At 65.2% G+C, this 17,975-nt stretch carries 18 protein-coding genes; 12 read left to right on the top strand and 6 right to left on the bottom strand.

What is annotated here, in order from left to right; translation table 11 throughout:
* Window positions 1-44 precede the first annotated feature (44 nt).
* The 4 genes from ACTJKF_RS29620 (at window position 45) to ACTJKF_RS29605 (ending at window position 1,759) form a co-directional block, all read left to right on the top strand.
* Window positions 45-802 (top strand): IS5 family transposase gene (locus tag ACTJKF_RS29620; RefSeq protein ID WP_440628511.1). Its coding sequence is split into 2 segments (ribosomal slippage): window positions 45-360 and window positions 360-802, totalling 759 coding nucleotides; the frame shifts between segments, so codons are not numbered across the junction.
* Between the two features lie 122 nt (window positions 803-924).
* Window positions 925-1,089 carry a hypothetical protein gene (locus ACTJKF_RS29615; RefSeq protein ID WP_440628509.1) on the top strand — a complete coding sequence of 55 codons (165 nt, stop codon included), beginning with the start codon at window positions 925-927 and terminating at the stop codon, window positions 1,087-1,089.
* Between the two features lie 65 nt (window positions 1,090-1,154).
* Entirely contained in the window at window positions 1,155-1,508 is a 354-nt protein-coding gene (locus tag ACTJKF_RS29610) for a BON domain-containing protein (protein ID WP_440628508.1), read from the top strand.
* Window positions 1,509-1,561: 53 nt separating this feature from the next.
* A complete protein-coding gene (locus tag ACTJKF_RS29605) occupies window positions 1,562-1,759 on the top strand; it encodes a CsbD family protein (protein WP_440628506.1) in 198 nt (65 codons plus the stop codon).
* Window positions 1,760-1,984: 225 nt separating this feature from the next.
* Here ACTJKF_RS29605 and ACTJKF_RS29600 read toward each other — a convergent pair whose 3' ends face one another.
* Window positions 1,985-3,013, bottom strand: a complete 1,029-nt coding sequence (locus ACTJKF_RS29600; RefSeq protein WP_440628504.1) for a DUF1338 domain-containing protein — start codon at window positions 3,011-3,013, stop codon at window positions 1,985-1,987.
* Between the two features lie 227 nt (window positions 3,014-3,240).
* Between ACTJKF_RS29600 and ACTJKF_RS29595 the strand changes: the two genes are divergently transcribed.
* Both ACTJKF_RS29595 and ACTJKF_RS29590 read left to right on the top strand, forming a co-directional pair.
* Window positions 3,241-4,194: a LysR family transcriptional regulator gene (locus tag ACTJKF_RS29595; RefSeq protein ID WP_440628503.1), complete on the top strand. Its 954-nt coding sequence runs from the start codon at window positions 3,241-3,243 to the stop codon at window positions 4,192-4,194.
* Window positions 4,195-4,657: 463 nt separating this feature from the next.
* Window positions 4,658-6,286, top strand: coding sequence for an NADP-dependent glyceraldehyde-3-phosphate dehydrogenase (locus ACTJKF_RS29590; protein ID WP_440628501.1), 1,629 nt, complete (start codon window positions 4,658-4,660; stop codon window positions 6,284-6,286).
* A gap of 86 nt (window positions 6,287-6,372) precedes the next feature.
* Here ACTJKF_RS29590 and ACTJKF_RS29585 read toward each other — a convergent pair whose 3' ends face one another.
* Window positions 6,373-7,005 (bottom strand): LysE family translocator, encoded by a 633-nt coding sequence (locus ACTJKF_RS29585; RefSeq protein WP_440628499.1) that lies wholly within the window; start codon window positions 7,003-7,005, stop codon window positions 6,373-6,375.
* A gap of 616 nt (window positions 7,006-7,621) precedes the next feature.
* Here ACTJKF_RS29585 and ACTJKF_RS29580 point away from each other — a divergent pair.
* Window positions 7,622-7,945: a DNA-binding protein gene (locus ACTJKF_RS29580; protein ID WP_440628498.1), complete on the top strand. Its 324-nt coding sequence runs from the start codon at window positions 7,622-7,624 to the stop codon at window positions 7,943-7,945.
* A 36-nt stretch (window positions 7,946-7,981) separates the two neighbouring features.
* On the opposite strand, the gene ACTJKF_RS29575 is transcribed toward ACTJKF_RS29580, so the two are convergent.
* Window positions 7,982-9,217: an NADH:flavin oxidoreductase/NADH oxidase family protein gene (locus ACTJKF_RS29575; RefSeq protein ID WP_440628496.1), complete on the bottom strand. Its 1,236-nt coding sequence runs from the start codon at window positions 9,215-9,217 to the stop codon at window positions 7,982-7,984.
* Between the two features lie 81 nt (window positions 9,218-9,298).
* Between ACTJKF_RS29575 and ACTJKF_RS29570 the strand changes: the two genes are divergently transcribed.
* The gene (locus ACTJKF_RS29570) at window positions 9,299-9,790 is read left to right on the top strand and encodes a MerR family transcriptional regulator (protein ID WP_440628495.1); all 492 of its coding nucleotides are present in this window, start codon (window positions 9,299-9,301) and stop codon (window positions 9,788-9,790) included.
* A gap of 108 nt (window positions 9,791-9,898) precedes the next feature.
* On the opposite strand, the gene ACTJKF_RS29565 is transcribed toward ACTJKF_RS29570, so the two are convergent.
* The gene (locus ACTJKF_RS29565) at window positions 9,899-10,735 is read right to left on the bottom strand and encodes an NAD-dependent epimerase/dehydratase family protein (protein WP_440628493.1); all 837 of its coding nucleotides are present in this window, start codon (window positions 10,733-10,735) and stop codon (window positions 9,899-9,901) included.
* A 97-nt stretch (window positions 10,736-10,832) separates the two neighbouring features.
* Between ACTJKF_RS29565 and ACTJKF_RS29560 the strand changes: the two genes are divergently transcribed.
* A complete protein-coding gene (locus ACTJKF_RS29560; protein ID WP_440628491.1) occupies window positions 10,833-11,936 on the top strand; it encodes a LacI family DNA-binding transcriptional regulator in 1,104 nt (367 codons plus the stop codon).
* Between the two features lie 91 nt (window positions 11,937-12,027).
* On the opposite strand, the gene ACTJKF_RS29555 is transcribed toward ACTJKF_RS29560, so the two are convergent.
* Window positions 12,028-13,320, bottom strand: a complete 1,293-nt coding sequence (locus ACTJKF_RS29555; protein WP_440628489.1) for an MFS transporter — start codon at window positions 13,318-13,320, stop codon at window positions 12,028-12,030.
* A 758-nt stretch (window positions 13,321-14,078) separates the two neighbouring features.
* Here ACTJKF_RS29555 and ACTJKF_RS29550 point away from each other — a divergent pair.
* Together ACTJKF_RS29550 and ACTJKF_RS29545 are read left to right on the top strand one after the other, a co-directional pair.
* Window positions 14,079-14,744 (top strand): hypothetical protein, encoded by a 666-nt coding sequence (locus ACTJKF_RS29550; RefSeq protein WP_440628487.1) that lies wholly within the window; start codon window positions 14,079-14,081, stop codon window positions 14,742-14,744.
* A 152-nt stretch (window positions 14,745-14,896) separates the two neighbouring features.
* A complete protein-coding gene (locus tag ACTJKF_RS29545) occupies window positions 14,897-15,436 on the top strand; it encodes a methylated-DNA--[protein]-cysteine S-methyltransferase (protein WP_440628485.1) in 540 nt (179 codons plus the stop codon).
* Between the two features lie 37 nt (window positions 15,437-15,473).
* Here ACTJKF_RS29545 and ACTJKF_RS29540 read toward each other — a convergent pair whose 3' ends face one another.
* Window positions 15,474-15,971 (bottom strand): Lrp/AsnC family transcriptional regulator, encoded by a 498-nt coding sequence (locus tag ACTJKF_RS29540; protein ID WP_440628483.1) that lies wholly within the window; start codon window positions 15,969-15,971, stop codon window positions 15,474-15,476.
* A 156-nt stretch (window positions 15,972-16,127) separates the two neighbouring features.
* Here ACTJKF_RS29540 and glmS point away from each other — a divergent pair, with 156 nt between their 5' ends.
* Window positions 16,128-17,957: a glutamine--fructose-6-phosphate transaminase (isomerizing) gene (gene glmS / locus ACTJKF_RS29535; protein WP_440628482.1), complete on the top strand. Its 1,830-nt coding sequence runs from the start codon at window positions 16,128-16,130 to the stop codon at window positions 17,955-17,957.
* Window positions 17,958-17,975 lie beyond the last annotated feature (18 nt).

Genomic DNA, 17,975 nt, shown 5'->3' with positions numbered 1-17,975 from the left:
ACTAGGGCGTGTTCACACTATCGGTTTGAGGTTATGCTTCGGAGATGGAAATCTCCGAAGCCCAATTCAAACAGATCGAACATTGCCTGCCGCGCCAACGAGGCAATGTAAGTCTGTCGAACCTGCAAGTGCTCAATGCAATCCTTTACGTAGCCGAGCATGGCTGCAAGTGGCGCGGCCTGCCTTCGCGCTTCGGCCGTTGGCACACGATCTACACGCGCATGAACCGCTGGTCCCGCAGCGGTGTGCTGGACCGGGTGTTCACGGAGTTGCAGCGCGCGCAGATTATCCGTGTCCGGATCGAAGCGGTATCGCTGGATAGCACAATCGTCAAAGTTCATCCTGACGGGACCGGCGCATTAAAAAAAACGGTCCACAAGCCATCGGCAAATCTCGCGGAGGATGGACAACCAAGATTCATATGGTTGCCGCGGATGCTCGAACAGCCGTAACGTTTGCTCTGTCGCCCGGCCAAGCTGGCGATGCTCCGCAGGGGCGCGCACTTCTCGAAAGTCTGGGGCCGCCGAACCGGCCGCTGTACCTCCTGATGGACAAAGCGTACGAGGGCAACGAAACCCGGCAACTCGCGCTCGACCTTGGCTTCATTCCCGTCGTACCGCCGTTGCGGACACGCGTTGAGCCTTGGGAGTACGACCGCGAAATGTACAAGCGTCGCAACGAAGTCGAACGACTGTTCCGCCGCTTGAAGGGCTTTCGGCGCATCTTCTCGCGCTTTGACAAGCTCGATGTGATGTTCATTGCCTTTATCAACTTCGCCTTGATCATTGAAGGCTTGCGATAGTGTGAACACGCCCTAGCCGATCCGGTGAATTTGCGCGATGTCCGCGTGCGTTCGTGCCGGTACGCTGGTACTGCATCGGCGCTCACACGCCGCCCCTCCATATCGCAAAGGAGGCCCCCCTGATGAAGCTGCACGAGACACCCGATCCGACGCGGCCCGAACCGGCCCCGGACAATCCGCCCGAACCGCCGCCCGGCACCGATCCGCCGGTGCCGCTGCCGCCCGACGTGCCGCGCCCGGACATGCCGCCGCGCGAGCCCGGTTACGACACGCCGATCGCGCGGTAGCGGCCGCACGACGCTCATGCGGTCAGCGCGTCACTGATCCACCACGCCCATCGAAGGAGGAATCCATGAACAAGACCTCGCACCTTTCGACATTGCTCGCCGTCAGCGCGGCCTTCCTGCTTTCCGCCGCGTCGCTCACGAATGCACAGGCACAAGCGTCGACATCGGCCGGCAACGGCATGACGAGCGAATCGAACCAGCCCGTGACCGATACCTGGATCACGACCAAGGTGAAGAGCGAACTCGCGACCACCGACGGCGTGAAGAGCACCGACATCAGCGTGAAGACGATCGACGGTGTCGTCACGCTGACGGGCGTGCTGCCGTCGAAGATCGCCGTGAAGAAGGCCGTCGCCGTGACGCGCTCGATCAAGGGCGTGAAGCACGTCGACGCATCGGGCCTGAAGTCGAAGGCCTGAGCTATCACGCGGCCGCGCGCCGCACTTTTCTCCCCTTACGAAAGGAGCACACGATGAACGAGGACAAGATCAAGGGTCAATGGAAGCAGTTGACCGGCAAGCTGAAGGCCAAGTGGGGCAAGCTGACCGACGACGATCTCGCCGTCGCGGAAGGCAACCGCGACTATCTGGTCGGCAGGATCCAGGAACGTTACGGGATCGCGCGCGACGAAGCCGAGAAGCAGTTGAAGGATTTCGACCGCGGGCTGTAACGTGCCAGTCGTCTCACCCCGCCGCGGCGCTTGCCGCGTCGCGGCCACGCGCAGGACAACGACATGGGCAAATATCGGATCGCATGGCTGCTCGGCGTGCCGCTCGGCGTGCTGGTGCTGTTCTATCTCGTCACGCATCTGTTCTGACGATCGAGGCGCCCATGCAATGCAAACGGGCCGACGGCTGTCATCAGCCGCCGGCCCGTTTCTCTCCGTGCGTCGCGCTTACTTCGCCGCGTTCGCCGTCATCTTGAAGATCCCCTGCGCGTTACCCGCATCGAAACGCAGGTCCGTGACCCAGCGGCGCGCCGCCTGGTCGAACGTGCGACGACGCGTGATGAACTCGTAGAACGAGCCCGGCACGTTGCGCTTCACCGTGCCGCCGTCGCGCGTGCGGAACTCGCGCTCGACGATATCCGCGCGATACGCGGTCTGGAACACGCGGCCCGAGCGCGAGCGCTCGACTTCCGGCTTCATCGGCCGGCCCTTCGCCTTCTCGTCGTCGGACAGCTTGAACACGTCGATCACGCGATCGGTCGCATGGTTGAACGCGTTGCCTTCAGTCGCGATCCACGCCATCTCGGCCGATTCGAGCAGCAGCGTCTCGTAGTCGAGTTCGTTCGGCAGGTCGTGCTGGCGTGCGAACGCACCGACGATCTCGGGCAGCAGCGCATGCGCGGCGTCGAGCGACAGCCAGCCTTCGCGCTCGATTTCCCACAACAGTGCGACAGCCGCCGGCGACAGCGGATCGCGCGACGAGCTCACGACGTTCGTCACGGCCTGCTGGAATTCCTTCGAGAAACGTTCCGGGTGCAGTTCGCTGACGAAGAACTGCGCGATCTCGTCCGGTGCATCTTCGTGCGCATACGCGCGGCCGGTCATGCCGAGCTTGTCGAGCGGATACCGGCCATTCAGGCGGAAGCCGAGCGGACGCAGGATCCGCGTGAACGCGGCTTCGCCCGGCGGCAGCGCGCCGGTGTGCGGCCAGCGCACCGTGCGCAGCGCGCCGTGGTCGAAATACACCGAGCCGCCGTTTTCGATCGCCTCGGCCGTGTACGCGCGGCCGTTCGCCGAACGCTCGAGCAGGCCTTCGAACAGCGCCATGTTCATTGCCTGCGCGATTTCCGCGCGCGTGACGACGTCGGCTTCCCACTCGTCGAGGATGGCCGGCATGTTCAGGGTCTCGAACAGGGCGTCGGTCTTCGCCTGTCCCAGCAGCTTCGTCAGCAAGCTCTCGATATTCGGATTGCGCATCAGGATTCTCGTGTCGGAGGACCGCCGGCAAACGTGCCGGCAACTCGGGTGGCCGGCCGCCCAGCGGGCGCCTGGCCTTGCGTGGGATGCATTATTCAAAGGGTTGCAGCGGGGCGTAAAGCGAGATTAAATTGACATGTAATGAGTTTTTGGAATTATTCGCGGCCCCCCGCGCCTGTCCGCCGATCCACCGCGGGCGGGTCCGTTCGTCAGATCAAACGAGCATCATGCGCAAATTCAAGATCCCCAACATGGGTGCGCTCGTGGCTTTCGAAGCCGCGGCGCGCCACGAGAGCTTCACGCACGCGGCGAAGGAGCTGTTCCTGACCGAAAGCGCGGTGTCGCGGCAAATCGCGACGCTCGAAGCCAGCCTCGGCGTGCGGCTGTTCGCGCGCGTGAAGCAGCGCGTCGTGCTGACGCGCGCCGGCAAGCTGTACGGCACCCAGGTGCGGCGCGCGCTCGAAGCGCTCGACCGCGACACGCTGTCGATCATCGCGCACGGCAGCGGCGGCGGCTATCTGGAACTCGCGGTGCTGCCGACCTTCGCGTCGCACTGGCTGATTCCGCGCATCAAGAGCTTCTATGACCGCACACCGGACGTGCGCGTGAACATGGGCAGCCGCACCGACCTGTTCTCGTTCGAGGACACTCACTTCGAGGCCGCGATCCACTACGGCAAGCCGACCTGGCCCGGCACGTCGTCCGACTATCTGTTCGGCGAGGAAGTCGTGCCGATCTGCTCGCCGGCGCTGCTCGAAGGGCCGGTGGAACGCGTGGAGGATCTGCTCGCGTATCCGCTGCTGCACTCGACCACGCGCCCCGGCGCCTGGGCGCAGTGGTTCGAGACGCACGGCGTCGAGGACATCCGCACGATGCAGGGCGTGCGCTACGAACTGCACACGATGCTGATCAGCGCGGCCGCGGCCGGGCTCGGGATCGCGCTGGTGCCGAAGTTCTTCGTCGAGGAACAGTTGCAGCAACTCGGCCTGATCGTCCCGTGCGACGCGGCGACGGTCGGCGATTCCGCGTATTACCTCGTGTATCCGACGGAGTTCAGCCACAGCAAGCCGCTCGAATCGTTTCGTGCGTGGCTGCTGGAACAGGCGAGCGCGTATGCGGCGCCGGGGCGGGATCTGGACGGTGATGACGTCGATGCGGAGGATGACGAAGACGTCGAGTGATCGTGGCGGTTCACGGGAAGTCCGGTGCGCGCCGGGCCGGGCAACCCCGACCCGGCGCTCCGGGCAGCCGACCTCGCATCGACGGCGCGGCGGACCTTCTCTCTTTTCTTCACTGCGTGTGTTTTCTCTCAGGTTCCGGGGCAATTTTTTCTTCGCCGCGCCGAGCCATTATCCGCTCAAACCAGCCGGAGTGAAACGTTTGCGCCTGCACTGAACGGCTGATCCTTGCCATTCGGACACAGTCCTTCAAATCGCTTACGCAATCGGCGATCGCGTTCGGCAAATCTTGCAATCGGTGCGGCGTTCCTTTTTAATGGAACTGGTTCCATTCCGCGTTTCGGCCAGCCCGCCGCGTGACGTAGCGTCGTCCGCGCGTCATGATGCCGATTCAGGATCGAGGATCGATCAGCTCAGGATTCCGCATCGCCCGTCCTTCCCGGACACCCCGTCAAACGAGACCGTCATGCCCGATTCCGCCTCCCTGCAGCAGCTGTTTCCCGCTTATCAAGACATCCCCGCCGCGTTCCGGCTCGCCGCACCGATCCACCAGCGCGTGTCGCTGGTCGACGGCGCGTTGCGTCCGTGGGACGGCACGACCAAGACCGTGCTGTCGCCGGTGTGCGTGCGCCAGCCGGACGGCAGCGTCGCGCAGATGGAGATCGGCAGTTATCCGGTGATGGGCGAGACGGAAAGCGACGCGGCGCTCGACGCCGCGGTGCGCGCGTACGACTCGGGCCGCGGCGAGTGGCCGACGATGAAAGTCGAGCAACGCATCGCGTGCATGCAGGACTTCATCAAGCGGATGGTCGCGCAGCGCGAGCGCGTCGTGAACCTGATCATGTGGGAGATCGGCAAGAGCCTCGCCGATTCGCAGAAGGAGTTCGACCGCACCGTCACGTACATGGCGCAGACGATCGACGCGCTGAAGGAGCTCGACAACGCGAACTCGCGCTTCGTGATCGCGGAAGGCACGATCGGCCAGATCCGCCGCACGCCGCTCGGTGTCGTGCTGTGCATGGGGCCATACAACTATCCGCTGAACGAAACCTTCGCGACGCTGATCCCCGCGCTGCTGATGGGCAACACCGTGGTGTTCAAGCCGCCTCAGTACGGCACGCTGCTGTTCGAGCCGCTGCTCGAGGCGTTCCGCGATGCGTTCCCGAAGGGCGTGATCAATACGATCTACGCACCGGGCGCGGTGGTCGTGCCGCACATGCTCGCGTCGGGCAAGATCAACGTGCTCGCGCTGATCGGCTCGAGCAAGGTCGCCGATCACCTGAAGAAGCAGCATCCGAAGTCGCACCGGCTGCGCGCGATCCTCGGCCTCGACGCGAAGAACGCGGCGATCGTGCTGCCCGACGCCGATCTCGATCTCACCGTGAAGGAGTGCCTGCTCGGCGCGCTGTCGTTCAACGGCCAGCGCTGTACCGCGCTGAAGATGCTGCTCGTGCATCGCTCGATCGTCGACGAATTCCTGAAGCGCTTCATCGCCGCGCTCGAACAGCTGAAGATCGGCATGCCGTGGGAGAAAGGCGTCAACATCACGCCGCTGCCGGGCATGCATCGCACCACCTACATGACCGATGCGATCGACGACGCGAAGGCGAAGGGCGCGCAGGTCGTCAACCACTCGGGCGGCGAGTTCAGCAAGACGCTGTTCTACCCGGCCGTCGTGTATCCCGTGTCCGAAGGCATGAAGCTGTATCGCGAGGAGCAGTTCGGGCCGATCATTCCGGTCGCGCCGTTCGACGACGTGGAAACCGCGCTCGACTACGTGACGACGTCCGAGCACGGCCAGCAGGTCAGCATCTTCGGTTCCGATCCGGCGCAGATCGGCGCGCTCGTCGATCCGCTCGTGAACCAGGTGTGCCGCGTGAACATCAACTGCCAGTGCCAGCGCGGGCCGGACGTGTTCCCGTTCGCGGGGCGCAAGGATTCGGCGGAAGGCACGCTGTCGGTGACCGATGCGCTGCGCGCGTTCTCGATCCGCTCGATGGTCGCGGCGAAGCAGACCGACGACAGCAAGCAGCTGCTCGATTCGATCGTGTCGGATCACCACTCGAAGTTCATCAACACGGGCTTCATTTTCTGAAGCGCTGAAGCCGCAGCGATGCGGTGAACGATCCGCCGCGCGGTCGCGCGGCGGATCGATTGGTCAGACGCGTGCGGGCTGCCGGTTCACACGTTCGACGCCAGCAACCGGATCCCCGCCACGCCGAACACCACCGCGAGACACGCTTCCATCGCGCGCCGGCCGCGCACGTACAGGCGGCGTGCGCCGTCCGTCGAGAACACCAGCGCATAGCCGCCGAACACCAGGCAGCCGATCGCAAGGCAGCCCGGCACGACGGCGCCGTGCGACGCGCCCGCGCCGTTCGACGACAGCGCGACGATCGACACCCACACCAGGATGGCTTTCGGATTCGTCAGGTGCAGCATCGCGCCGCGTGCATAAACACGCGACAGCCGCTGCCCGGGCGTCGCCTTCCGCGTGGCGGCCGCCTTCGCCGACCACGCGGTGCGGCCCGACTTGAACGCGAGCCACAGCAGATACACGCCGCCGAACAGCTTGATCGCGACCAGCAGCTTCGACCACGCGAGCAATGCCGCCGATACGCCCAGCGCGGCCACCGTCGCCCAGAACATCGAACCCGAGATCACGCCGAGCGCGAATGCGAGCGCCGCCTTGCGGCCATGGTTCGCGGCGACCGCCATGATCGCCAGATTGCTCGGGCCGGGGCTGGCCGTGCCGACGAAGTAGGCCGTGTAGGCCAGCAGCAGGTTGGCCGAGAAGAAGGCATGCACGCTCATGTCGAACCTCGCGGGGATGATGCGGAGATTGTTCGCAAAGACGACGCCGCTGCCCATGGACAGTTGTCCGGCTATTCGCTGGGCCAGTTGCGGCGCGCGCAGGCGAAATACGTTGCGCAGGCATCGGGATCGTCGCCGGCAAAACGTCTCGGATATGAAACATCCGGCGCATGGGCCGCGGCCTGCCTTCGCGTGGCGGATGGGGTCGCGGCACCCGGTGTGCAACCGGCCGCAGGCCGAGGGGACGCCGCCGACGCACCTGTGCCTCAACATCCCGGCGCTTCGTGGCCCGAAACATGCAACCGGTTTTACCCCGGCGTTACGTTACATCGCTGAAGCATTTCATCCGTCAGGGGGGTGTCGCGCGGTCGAGCGCGGTCCTGCGAGGCGTATGGATGCCCGCCTGGATTGTCCGTGCCAGCCCGTATCGGCGGGGCGCGATGACCGCTGCCGCGCACGGCGTCACCCTTGCTCGCCAATCGGAATCCGGGGCTGGTACGGAACCTGCATTCGCATTGCAGTGACAACCGCGCCGCCGCTCGGCGCGCACCTGAACCCGGATCCGGTCCGTTCGCCGAAACCGTCCGAACGATCCACGCACGCTGCGAGGCCCTTCATGGATGCGCTGCCCAACTCGTCCGATACGTCGTTCCAGCTCTTCCTCGCGAAACTGCTTGAACAACCGCAACTCGAATGGACCGAAAAACAGCAGATGGAACTCGAGATGGCCCGCGCGCTGTCGACGCAGATGGTCCACTTCGCCGAAGGCATGCGCGGCGGCAACGCGGACCTCGCGCGCTGTCTCGTGCTGCTGCGCTACGCCAAGGTGCTCGACTTCATGCTGACGTCGCTCGCCGCGCACCGCGACATTCATCCGCAGACGCTGCGCACGCTGTTTCGCCTCGCGAACCTGAAGGTCGACGATGCGTATCCGGTGTGAGCCAGCGCCCTGCCGCGCCACGCACCGCCGCCGCGACTAGCGCGCCGCCCGCCCCGCCATCCACTTCCGGTAACGCCGCGTCTGGCACTGCGCGGCAAGTTGCTGCGACACCAGCGCACGCAGCGGCGACACGCCCGGATGCGGGCGGCGTCCAACGCTCAATCGCGCAAGCTGGAACTTGACGACCGCCATGTTCGCGAGCGCGCCCAGCGCCTTGTTCTTCCACCGGATCGGCTGCAGCGCCGGCGCGCTGTCCTTGCCGGCCTGCCAGTCGCGCGGCAGGTTCGGATCGATCGACAGCGCGGTCGCGATGCCGACCATCGCGACGCCGCTCGCGACCACCTGCTCGGCCACCGCGCGGCGCCGGATCCCGCCCGTGACCATCAGCGGCATCGCCGCGACGGCCGTGATGTCGCGTGCGAATTCGAGGAAGTACGCTTCGCGCGCCAGCGTGCGCCCGTCGCGCGACTCGCCCTGCATCGCCGGCACTTCGTAGCTGCCGCCCGACAATTCGACGAGATCGACACCGAGCGGATTCAGCAGTTCGACGACGCGCTTCGCATCGTCCGCGCTGAAGCCGCCGCGCTGGAAATCGGCCGAATTCAGCTTGACCGACACGACGAACGCGGGCGAGACCGTCGCGCGAACCGCCCGCACGATGTCGAGCAGCAGCCGCGCGCGGTGTTCGATGGTGCCGCCCCACGCGTCCTGCCGGCGGTTCGTGAGCGGCGACAGGAACTGGCTCAACAGATAACCGTGCGCCGCATGGATCTGCACGCCGGTGAAGCCGCTTTGCTCGGCGAGCTGCGCGGCGCACACGAAGCGCTGCTCCACGTCGGCGATGTCGGCCTCCGTCATCGCCTTCGGCACCGGGAACTGCTTCGACAGCGCGCCGAGCGCGAGCGGCACGGCCGACGGCGCGAGCGTCGCCTGGCCGAGCGCCGCCTGCATCTGGCGCCCGGGATGATTGATCTGCATCCACACGTGCGCGCCGCCGGCGCGCGCGACCTGCGCCCAGCGCCGGAAGCGCTCGAGCGGCGCGGCGTTGTCGAGCACGACGCCGTTCGGCCCCGTCATCGCGCGGCCGTCCACCATCACGTTGCCGGTCAGGATCAGGCCGGCCCCGCCGGCGGCCCACGCCTGGTACAGGCGCAGCAACGCGTCGGACGGCGCGTGATCCGCATCGGCCATGTTCTCTTCCATCGCGGCCTTGGCCAGCCGGTTCGGGATCACCGCGCCGTTGGGCAGTGTGAGGGGCGCAAACAGGTTCATGGTGGTGGACTTCCTCGATTGACGATGCCCAACCATAACTTTAAAGTTGACTTCAAGGTCAAGCCCCTCCGGAGCACAACCATGAAGATCGGCGAACTCGCGCGCGCCAGCGGCATCGCGGCGTCGCGCATCCGGTTCTACGAAGCGAGCGGCCTGCTCGAACCGGCGCGCCGGCAGGCGAATGGCTATCGGGAATACGGGCCGCAAGCGCTGACGCGGCTCGCGATCATCGACCGCGCGCAGCGCTCGGGTTTCACGCTCGATGAAATCCGCGCGGTGCTGCCGCCGGACTTCAGCGCGTGGCCGCGCGACGAACTGCTGCTCGCGCTGCGGCACAAGGTCGACGAAATCGCGCTGCTCGAACAGCGGCTCGCGCAGAACCGCCGCCACCTGGAAGCGCTGATCCACGAGATCGCGAACAAGCCGGCTGGCGAGGATTGCGCGAGCGCCGCGCAGTGCATGCTCGACAAGCTGTGCAAGGAAACGGCCGAGGTGGAGCCGGCACCGGTGTCGGTGTCGGTGTCGGTGTCGCACCCGCACCCGCGGCCGCGGCCGATACGCAAGCGCGCGTGAGCGACGCGCGCGCGGAAGGCCCGTTGATCCTGAGCGACGGCGTGAGCGAACGGCGCAAGGCGACCGACCTCACGCGCTGACCGACGCCGCCGCCGGCTCACGCCACACTTACTTCGCGTTGCGCGCCATCGGCTCGCCGACGACGAACCCGCCGCCCTGATAGCGCTGCGTGGCGTCGTCGTACTCGGCCGTCGGCGCCGTCACCGGGAACAGCCCGGCGAACTGCGCGGAACTGTCCTGCGGCCGGAAGCCGAGAAAGCCGGCCTTCGTGTTGTCCCACCACTTCACCGGGTTGTCCGACACGCCGTAGACGATCGCGTGCCCGACGCGGTTCGTCAGCAGCGAGCAGCGCACGAGTTCGATGAAGTCGCGATAGCTGAGGAACGTCACGAGCATGCGCGGGTTCTTCGGCACGTCGAACGACGAACCGATCCGCAGGCACACCGTCTCGATCCCGAAGCGGTCGAAGTAATACCGCGACAGCGACTCGCCGAAGCATTTCGTCACGCCATACAGGCTGTCCGGCCGCAGCGGCGAATCGGCGTCGAGCACTTCCGTGACCGGATGGAAACCGATCGCATGGTTCGAGCTCGCGAACACGATCCGCTTCACGCCGTGCTTGCGCGCGGCTTCGTACAGGTTGTACGTGCCGGTGATGTTCGCATCGACGAGATCGTCGAACGGCGCGTCGACCGAAATGCCGCCGAGATGGACGATCGCATCGACGCCGTCGACGAGTTCCATCACCGCCGGCCGGTCGGCCAGGTCGACGACGCGGGTTTCTTCGTGCGCAGCCGCGTCGTCCAGCGCGGCGATGTCGCTCACGCGCACGACGTCGGCCCAGTTCGCCAGCGCGCCGCGCACCTGGCGGCCGAGATTGCCGGCCGCGCCGGTCAACAGCAGGCGCCCGAACGGCTTGCGTGCGCCGGTGGATGTGGCGTTCATCGAGAGTGTCTCCTTGAATCTGTCCCGGATGGCCCGAGGGAATAGCGAAAGGTGGAAAACGTTTTCCAACTATACGCGGGGCAAAAGCCGAACGTCAATGGCTGAACCCGCTCGCGGCCATCCGCACTTTCCCGATGTCGGCCGCTGGCCGGACGCCGGCTTTTTCTGCCACAATCCGGGGCAATCGAACGAAAACGTTACCCTTGCGATGAAAAAAGTTTCCCCGACGATTCGCGACGTGGCCGCGGAAGCCGGCGTGTCGGTCGCGACGGTCTCCAAATACGTGAACGGCACGCAGCGCTTTTCGCCGACCGTCGAGGCGCGGCTCAAGGAAGCGATCGAGCGGCTCGGCTACCGGTCGAATCCGCTGGCACGCTCGATGATCACCGGGCGCACGCGCACCATCGGCCTCGTGATCCTCGACATCAGCAACCCGTACTTCACGAACATCGTCAAAGGCGCGAACCGCGTCGCGCTTCAGCACGACTACACGCTGCTGCTCGTCGATACCGACGAGAGCCAGGCACGCGAACGCTCGCTGATCGAGGCGCTCGCGCAGCGCGTCGACGGGTTGATCGTCAGCACGCGGATGCCCGCCGAGGAAGCCGGCTGGATGCTCGACCTGCACAAGCCGCTCGTGCTGCTGCGGCACAGCCCCGGCCTGCCGATTCCGAGCGTCGGCATCGACAACCGGCTCGCCACTTACATGCTCGCGCGTCACCTGCTCAATCTCGGCCATACGCGCATCGCGTATCTCGGCTTCGGGCAGGCGCGCCCGAACGACGAACGGATCCAGGGCGCGCGCGACTGTCTCGCCGAAGCGGGGCTCACGCTCGACGTGCACGACGCGCATGCGCCGACCGCCGAGGCCGGCGAGCGCGCGTGCTCGCGCGTGATGCTCGGGCCGCAGCGCCCGCAGGCCGTGATCTGCTACAACGACCTGATCGCGCTCGGCTTCATGAAGGAAGCCGCATCGCTCGGGTTCCGGCTGCCGCAGGACGTGTCCGTCGCCGGCATCGACAACGTGCCGTACGGCGAATACGCGGCGCCCGCGCTGACCACCGTCGACATCCAGAGCGAGAACATGGGCGAGCTCGCCATGCAGAAGCTGATCGATGCGCTCGCGGGCCGCGACGACGCGAGCTACTCGACGTTCGAGCCGCGGTTGATCATGCGCGCGTCGACGGCGGCGGTCGGTTGAAGTGCGCGCCGCGCCCCGCCGCCAACGCGTCGTCGCGCCGCACATGAAAACGCGCCGCCTGCGGGCGGCGCGTTCGTATGCCGGCACGCGCTTACGCGTCGAGCTTCGCCGGCTTCATCTTCGGCGTGAGCGCGTGCATGATCGCCAGCGCAAGCAGGTACGCCAGCGCGCCGATCGCGAACAGCACCCAGTAGTGGCCCGTGCGTTGCAGCACCTGGCCGATCACTTCCGAGAACAGCACGCCGCCGATCGAGCCGGCCATCCCGCCGATGCCGACCACCGACGCGACCGCACGGCGCGGGAACAGGTCGGACGCCGTCGTGAACAGGTTCGCCGACCAGCCTTGATGCGCGGCCGCGGCGAGGCCGACAATCAGCACCGCGATCCACAGGTTCTGGACCTGCGACACGAACGCGATCGGCAGCACGCAGCATGCGCAGATCAGCATCGCCGTCTTGCGCGCACCGTTCACGCTCCAGCCCGCGCGCAGCAGCACCGACGACAGCCAGCCGCCGCCGATGCTGCCGACCGTCGTCAGCGCATAGATGCACACGAGCGGCAGGCCGATATGCTGCATGTCCATTCCGCGCGACTCGTTCAGCCACTTCGGCAGCCAGAACAGGTAGAACCACCACACCGGATCGGTCAGGAACTTGCCGATCAGGAACGCCCACGTCTCGCGCTTGCGGATCAGTTCGCCCCAGCGCGGCGCGCCGGCGTCCGCGTTCGCCGCGTCGAGCGCTTCGGCTTCGTCGCGCGGCTCGTCGTATTCCGCGGCGAGCGCGCGCGTGTCGGCCGTACGATACATCACCAGCCACACCGCGAGCCACACGATGCCGATCGCGCCGATGATCACGAACGCCGCGCGCCATCCGTAGGCCACCGCGATCGCCGGGATGATCGCCGGCGCGAACACCGCGCCGATGTTCGCGCCCGAGTTGAAGATGCCGGTGGCGAGCGCGCGTTCACGGCGCGGAAACCATTCGGCCGTCGTCTTGATCGCGGCCGGGAAGTTGCCGCCCTCACCGATCCCGAGCAGCGCGCGCACCGCGGCAAAGCCCATCACCGAGCCGACCATCGCGTGCAGCATCGCCGCGATGCTCCACACCAGCATCGCGACCGCATACGAGATGCGGGTGCCGAGCCAGTCGACGATGCGCCCGAAGCCGAGCAGGCCGATCGCATAGAACGCGGAAAACGCCATCACGATGCGGCCGTACTGCACCTGGCTCCAGCCGATGTCGTGCTGGAGCATCGGCGCGAGCAGGCCGAGGATCTGCCGATCCATGTAGTTGATGACGGTCGCGAAGAACAGCAGCGCACAGACGGTCCAGCGGTAGCGGCTGGCGGCGGCGCGCACCGCGCCGACGACGGCAGATTGCATGAATGTCTCCGATGCGCGGTCGCGCCCGTCGCGCCGCAGTCGATGCCTGTCCGTGACCGGCGACGGGCGCCGGCGCGGGCGGCGGCAGGCCCTGTCGTGGCGCCGCCGGTCGTCCGCGTGATCCTGGAAAACGTTTTTCGAAGGATAGGGCGCGGGCCGGTGCCGTGTCAGTCGGGGATTTCGATGAGTCATCTCGAAACTGGTCGCGTAAAAGAGACGACTGTTTCGGAGAGTGGCATTAACCGTTTTTCCGGGACTTTCCCGAGCGTAAAACGGGGCCATCACGCGGGCCGGCGCTCACGCGGGCCGGCGCGCCGATACACAGGTCCGGTTCCAGCCGGAAGCGGCGGCGCGGATGGCTTACGGTCGTCGCATGCGCCTCCGCACTGCCAGAGGACAGTGCGCTGATCTGCGGTTCACCGTTGCCACAAGCTGAGAAGCGTGCGAGATCGCAATAGCCGGGGCATGGTGGCGTGCGGTCCGGATGGGCAGAATCGTCCATGTGTGGAACGCATCGAGGAGGATGCGATCATCTGGCTCGACGTGGTATTGCCAAGCGGGAATCCAAGTGGGACGCTACGGCTCAGGGAGTCGTCAGGAAGTTGGGCTCTCTGCCACCGGATAGCCCGAACTAAGAGCAGAAATGAAAAAACCCGCTGGACGCGGGTTTCTTCACTACTATCGAATGTCCACGGGGGGAGGCAGTTGCCAACAAGTCCCGTAGCTAATGAAATCAATTCTACCCAAACCCAAAAGTGATGTCAAACAACCAGGTTGTGATCGAGGCCATTACTTCGGCCTTGTCCCGCTCACGAATGTCGACGTTCGAGGCGGGCGCAAAACCCAAGGACGCGCAAGATATGGCGTCCTTGCAGTTGTATGCCTGGAACGCCGCGATCTCTGGAGCGTTGCTCCCGGTGTTGCACGTCTGCGAAGTTGTTGTTCGCAATGCGGTTTCCGATGCACTGGAAGCGCTCTATGGACCGAAATGGGCATGGTCGGACTCATTCGAACAGAGCCTGCCAAGGCCGCCGCAGGGATATTGTCAGCACAAGGATCTGCTCGATGCACGAAAGGGGGCGGAAACGATTGGCAAGGTGATTCCAGAGCTGAAGTTCGCGTTCTGGCAGAGGATGTTCACGAAGCGGCATGATGGACGTCTCTGGAACAGATATCTCCGCGACGTACTTCCAAACCTCGACAAGGAGATGCCGGTGAAGGTCCATCGCGACACAATCTTCAACCATCTAGACAACATCCGGCTCCTGCGCAATCGTATCGCCCATCACGAGCCGATCTTCAATCGGAACCTGACCGAGGACTATGCAAAGATCATGTCGCTCATCCACTACCGCTGCAACTTCACGGCGATGTGGCTCAGCCAATCGCAGATCGTAAGCACGACGATCAAGGCAAAACCTTAGAGCAGTTTCAATCGGCGCGCGTGTCGGCCGTTGATGCCGCTGTCGGCAAATATGCGTAAATGCCCCCCCTTCGTGCCGCATGCGGCGCGCTGGGCGCCGTGGCGCGCATATGCCGCACTGCATGTATGGCGCCTTCATGGAGAAGCTTCGCGATGACTCCCGCTCATCTGATTCCGAGCCCGCTGGGCGACATCGCCATCCGTATCGAGGACGATGCCCTGACGGGCCTGTTCTTCGTCGGCCAGAAATACTATCCGTCGCTGGCGATCGCGTCGGACGCGAATGTCGACGCACATCCCGCATCACCGCTCGTGCGCCAGGTCGCCGACGAAGTCGCCGAATACTTCAGCGGCATGCGCGAAACCTTCTCGGTGCCGATTCACCTGTGCGGCACCGCGTTTCAGCGCAGCGTGTGGCGGGAACTGCTCGCGATTCCGTTCGGGGAGCTCGTGTCGTACGGCGACATCACCGAACGCGTCGGGCTGCCGATGAGCGCCGCGCGTGCCGTCGGCGGCGCGGTCGGGCGCAATCCCGTATCGATCATGGTGCCGTGCCATCGCGTGATCGGCGCGTCGGGCAGCCTGACCGGATATGCGGGCGGGATTGAACGGAAACGCGCGTTGTTGTCGCTCGAAGGCGCGGGGTTCGCGCGCCGCGAGCATCAGCCGACGCAGCAGTCGCTCGCGTTCTGATGTCGCATGTTCGCCGGGTTGGCGTGCGTCGGATGGTTTAGTTGTCGCTGCGCTTGCGCATCGCATGCGCGACCCGCGCGTTCGCCTCGAACTTCGCGCGATGCGTCGAGAAGAACGTCCGCACGTTGCGAACATTCGACGCGCCGGTGAACAACCTTCGCGCGAATTCGTCGTATTCGGCGACGTCGGCCAGATCGGCCACCACCACGAAATCCGGCCCCGGCGACACGCGGTAGCACTGCGTGACCGAAGGCTCAGCGCACACGTAGGCTTCGAACGCGTCGTAGTCTTCGGTCGTCTGCCGGTCGAGGCTGATCTCGATCAGGGCCGTCACGGCCGTGCCAATCGCGACCGGATCGAGCACCGCGACCTGGCGGCGGATCACGCCCGCCTCCGCCAGCCGTCGAACGCGACGCATGCAGGTCGGCGGCGACGACAGCGCGCGCTCCGCGAGTTGCAGGTTCGACACCGAAGCGTCGTCCTGCAGGATCGCGAGGATGCGCAGGTCGAGATCGTCGAGCGTGAGGCCGGCCATGGGCGGCTCCTTCCGGTCGGGGTGTGAAATTTAATTTCAACATGATATCCGATCGCCCGGTCGTTTCATTTATCGATGTATTTTGAAATTTAATTCCACATGGCCGCTTCTACCATCGCTGTCACGAGTCCAGACAGGACATTTACGGAGCGCGATATGTGTGGAATTGTCGGGGCGGTTGCCCAGCGGGACATCCTGCCGAACCTCGTCGACGGGCTGAAGCGGCTCGAATACCGCGGCTACGACTCGTGCGGCGTCGTGGTTTATCGCGACCGTGCGCTGGCGCGTGCGCGCAGCGTCGATCGCGTCGCCAACCTGCAGCGCGAGATCGCCGCGCAAGCGCTGTCCGGCTATACCGGCATCGCGCATACGCGCTGGGCGACGCACGGCGCGCCTGTCACGCTCAACGCACATCCGCACTTCTCGCCGAGCGACGACAACGCGCGCATCGCGCTGTCGCACAACGGGATCATCGAGAACTGCGATCAACTGCGCGCGGAGCTGCAGGCGCACGGCTACGTGTTCGCGAGCCAGACCGACAGCGAGGCGATCGCGCACCTGATCGACCATCTGTATGACGGCGACCTGTTCGACGCGGTACGGCGCGCGGTCGCGCGACTGCGCGGCAGCTATGCGATCGCGGTGATGTGCCGTGACGAGCCGCACCGGATCGTCGGCGCGCGCGACGGAATGCCGCTCGTCGTCGGTGTCGGGGATGGCGAGAATTTTCTCGCGTCGGATGCGATCGCGTTGTCGGGCATCACCGATCGCATGGCGTACCTCGAGAACGGTGACGTTGCCGATATTCAACTGCATCGGTACTGGATCGTCGATGCGAACGGCCAGCGCGTCGAGCGTGCGGTGCAGCGGGTCGCCGCGCATCGCGGGGCGGCCGACCTCGGGTCGTATCGCTACTACATGCAGAAGGAGATCTTCGAGCAGCCGCAGGCGGTGGCCGATACGCTGCTCGATGTCGGGTCGATCATGCCGGAGCTGTTCGGCGACGGCGCGTGGCGCGTGTTCAACGACGTCGATTCGGTGTTGCTGCTCGCGTGCGGCGGCAGTTATCACGCGGCGTTGACCGCGAAGTACTGGATCGAGCGCATCGCGAAACTGCCGGTGAGTGTCGAGATCGCGAGCGAGTTTCGGTATCGCGATAGTGTGGCGAATCCGCGCACGCTGGTCGTCGCGGTGTCGCAGAGTGGGGAGACGGCTGATGTGCTGGGTGCGGTGCATGTCGCGAAGCAGCGCGGGATGATGCATACGCTTGCGATCTGCAATGTCGCGACGAGCGCGTTAATGCGTGAATGCGCGCTGCAGTTCGTCACGCGTGCGGGGATCGAGATCGGGGTGGCTTCGACGAAGGCCTTTACGACGCAGCTCGTGGCGTTGTTCTTGCTGACGTTGTCACTGGCTCAAGTGCGTGGGCGGTTGAGCGATGACGAGGAGAAGGAGCATCTGCGTGCGCTGCGGCATCTGCCCGATGCGATGTCGAAGGTGCTCGCGCTCGAGCCGCAGATCATGGGTTGGTCGGAACTGCTCGCGCGACGCGACAACATGCTGTTTCTCGGACGCGGGATGCATTACCCGATCGCGCTCGAAGGCGCGCTGAAGATGAAGGAGATTTCTTATATTCATGCAGAGGCTTATCCCGCGGGGGAGTTGAAGCATGGGCCGCTGGCGTTGGTCAGTAACGAGATGCCGGTGATCGCGGTGGCGCCGAATGACGTGCTTCTGGAAAAGCTCCGATCGAACATGCATGAAGTCAGTGCGCGGAACGGCAGGCTTTTCGTGTTCGCGGATGTGGACTGTGGGTTGGTGCCGAGCGAAGGCATCGAGGTGATTCGGCTCAATGAGTACTACGGGCCGCTTTCGCCGATTCTGCATACCGTGCCGATGCAACTGCTGGCTTATCACGCTGCACTGGCGCGGGGGACGGATATTGATAAGCCCAGGAATCTGGCGAAGTCGGTGACGGTGGAGTAGCAGGCGCGTTCTGGTAGC

Source organism: Burkholderia sp. 22313 (genome assembly GCF_052045245.1).
Taxonomy (GTDB): Bacteria; Pseudomonadota; Gammaproteobacteria; order Burkholderiales; family Burkholderiaceae; genus Burkholderia.
This window is presented reverse-complemented; position numbering and strand designations above follow the sequence as displayed.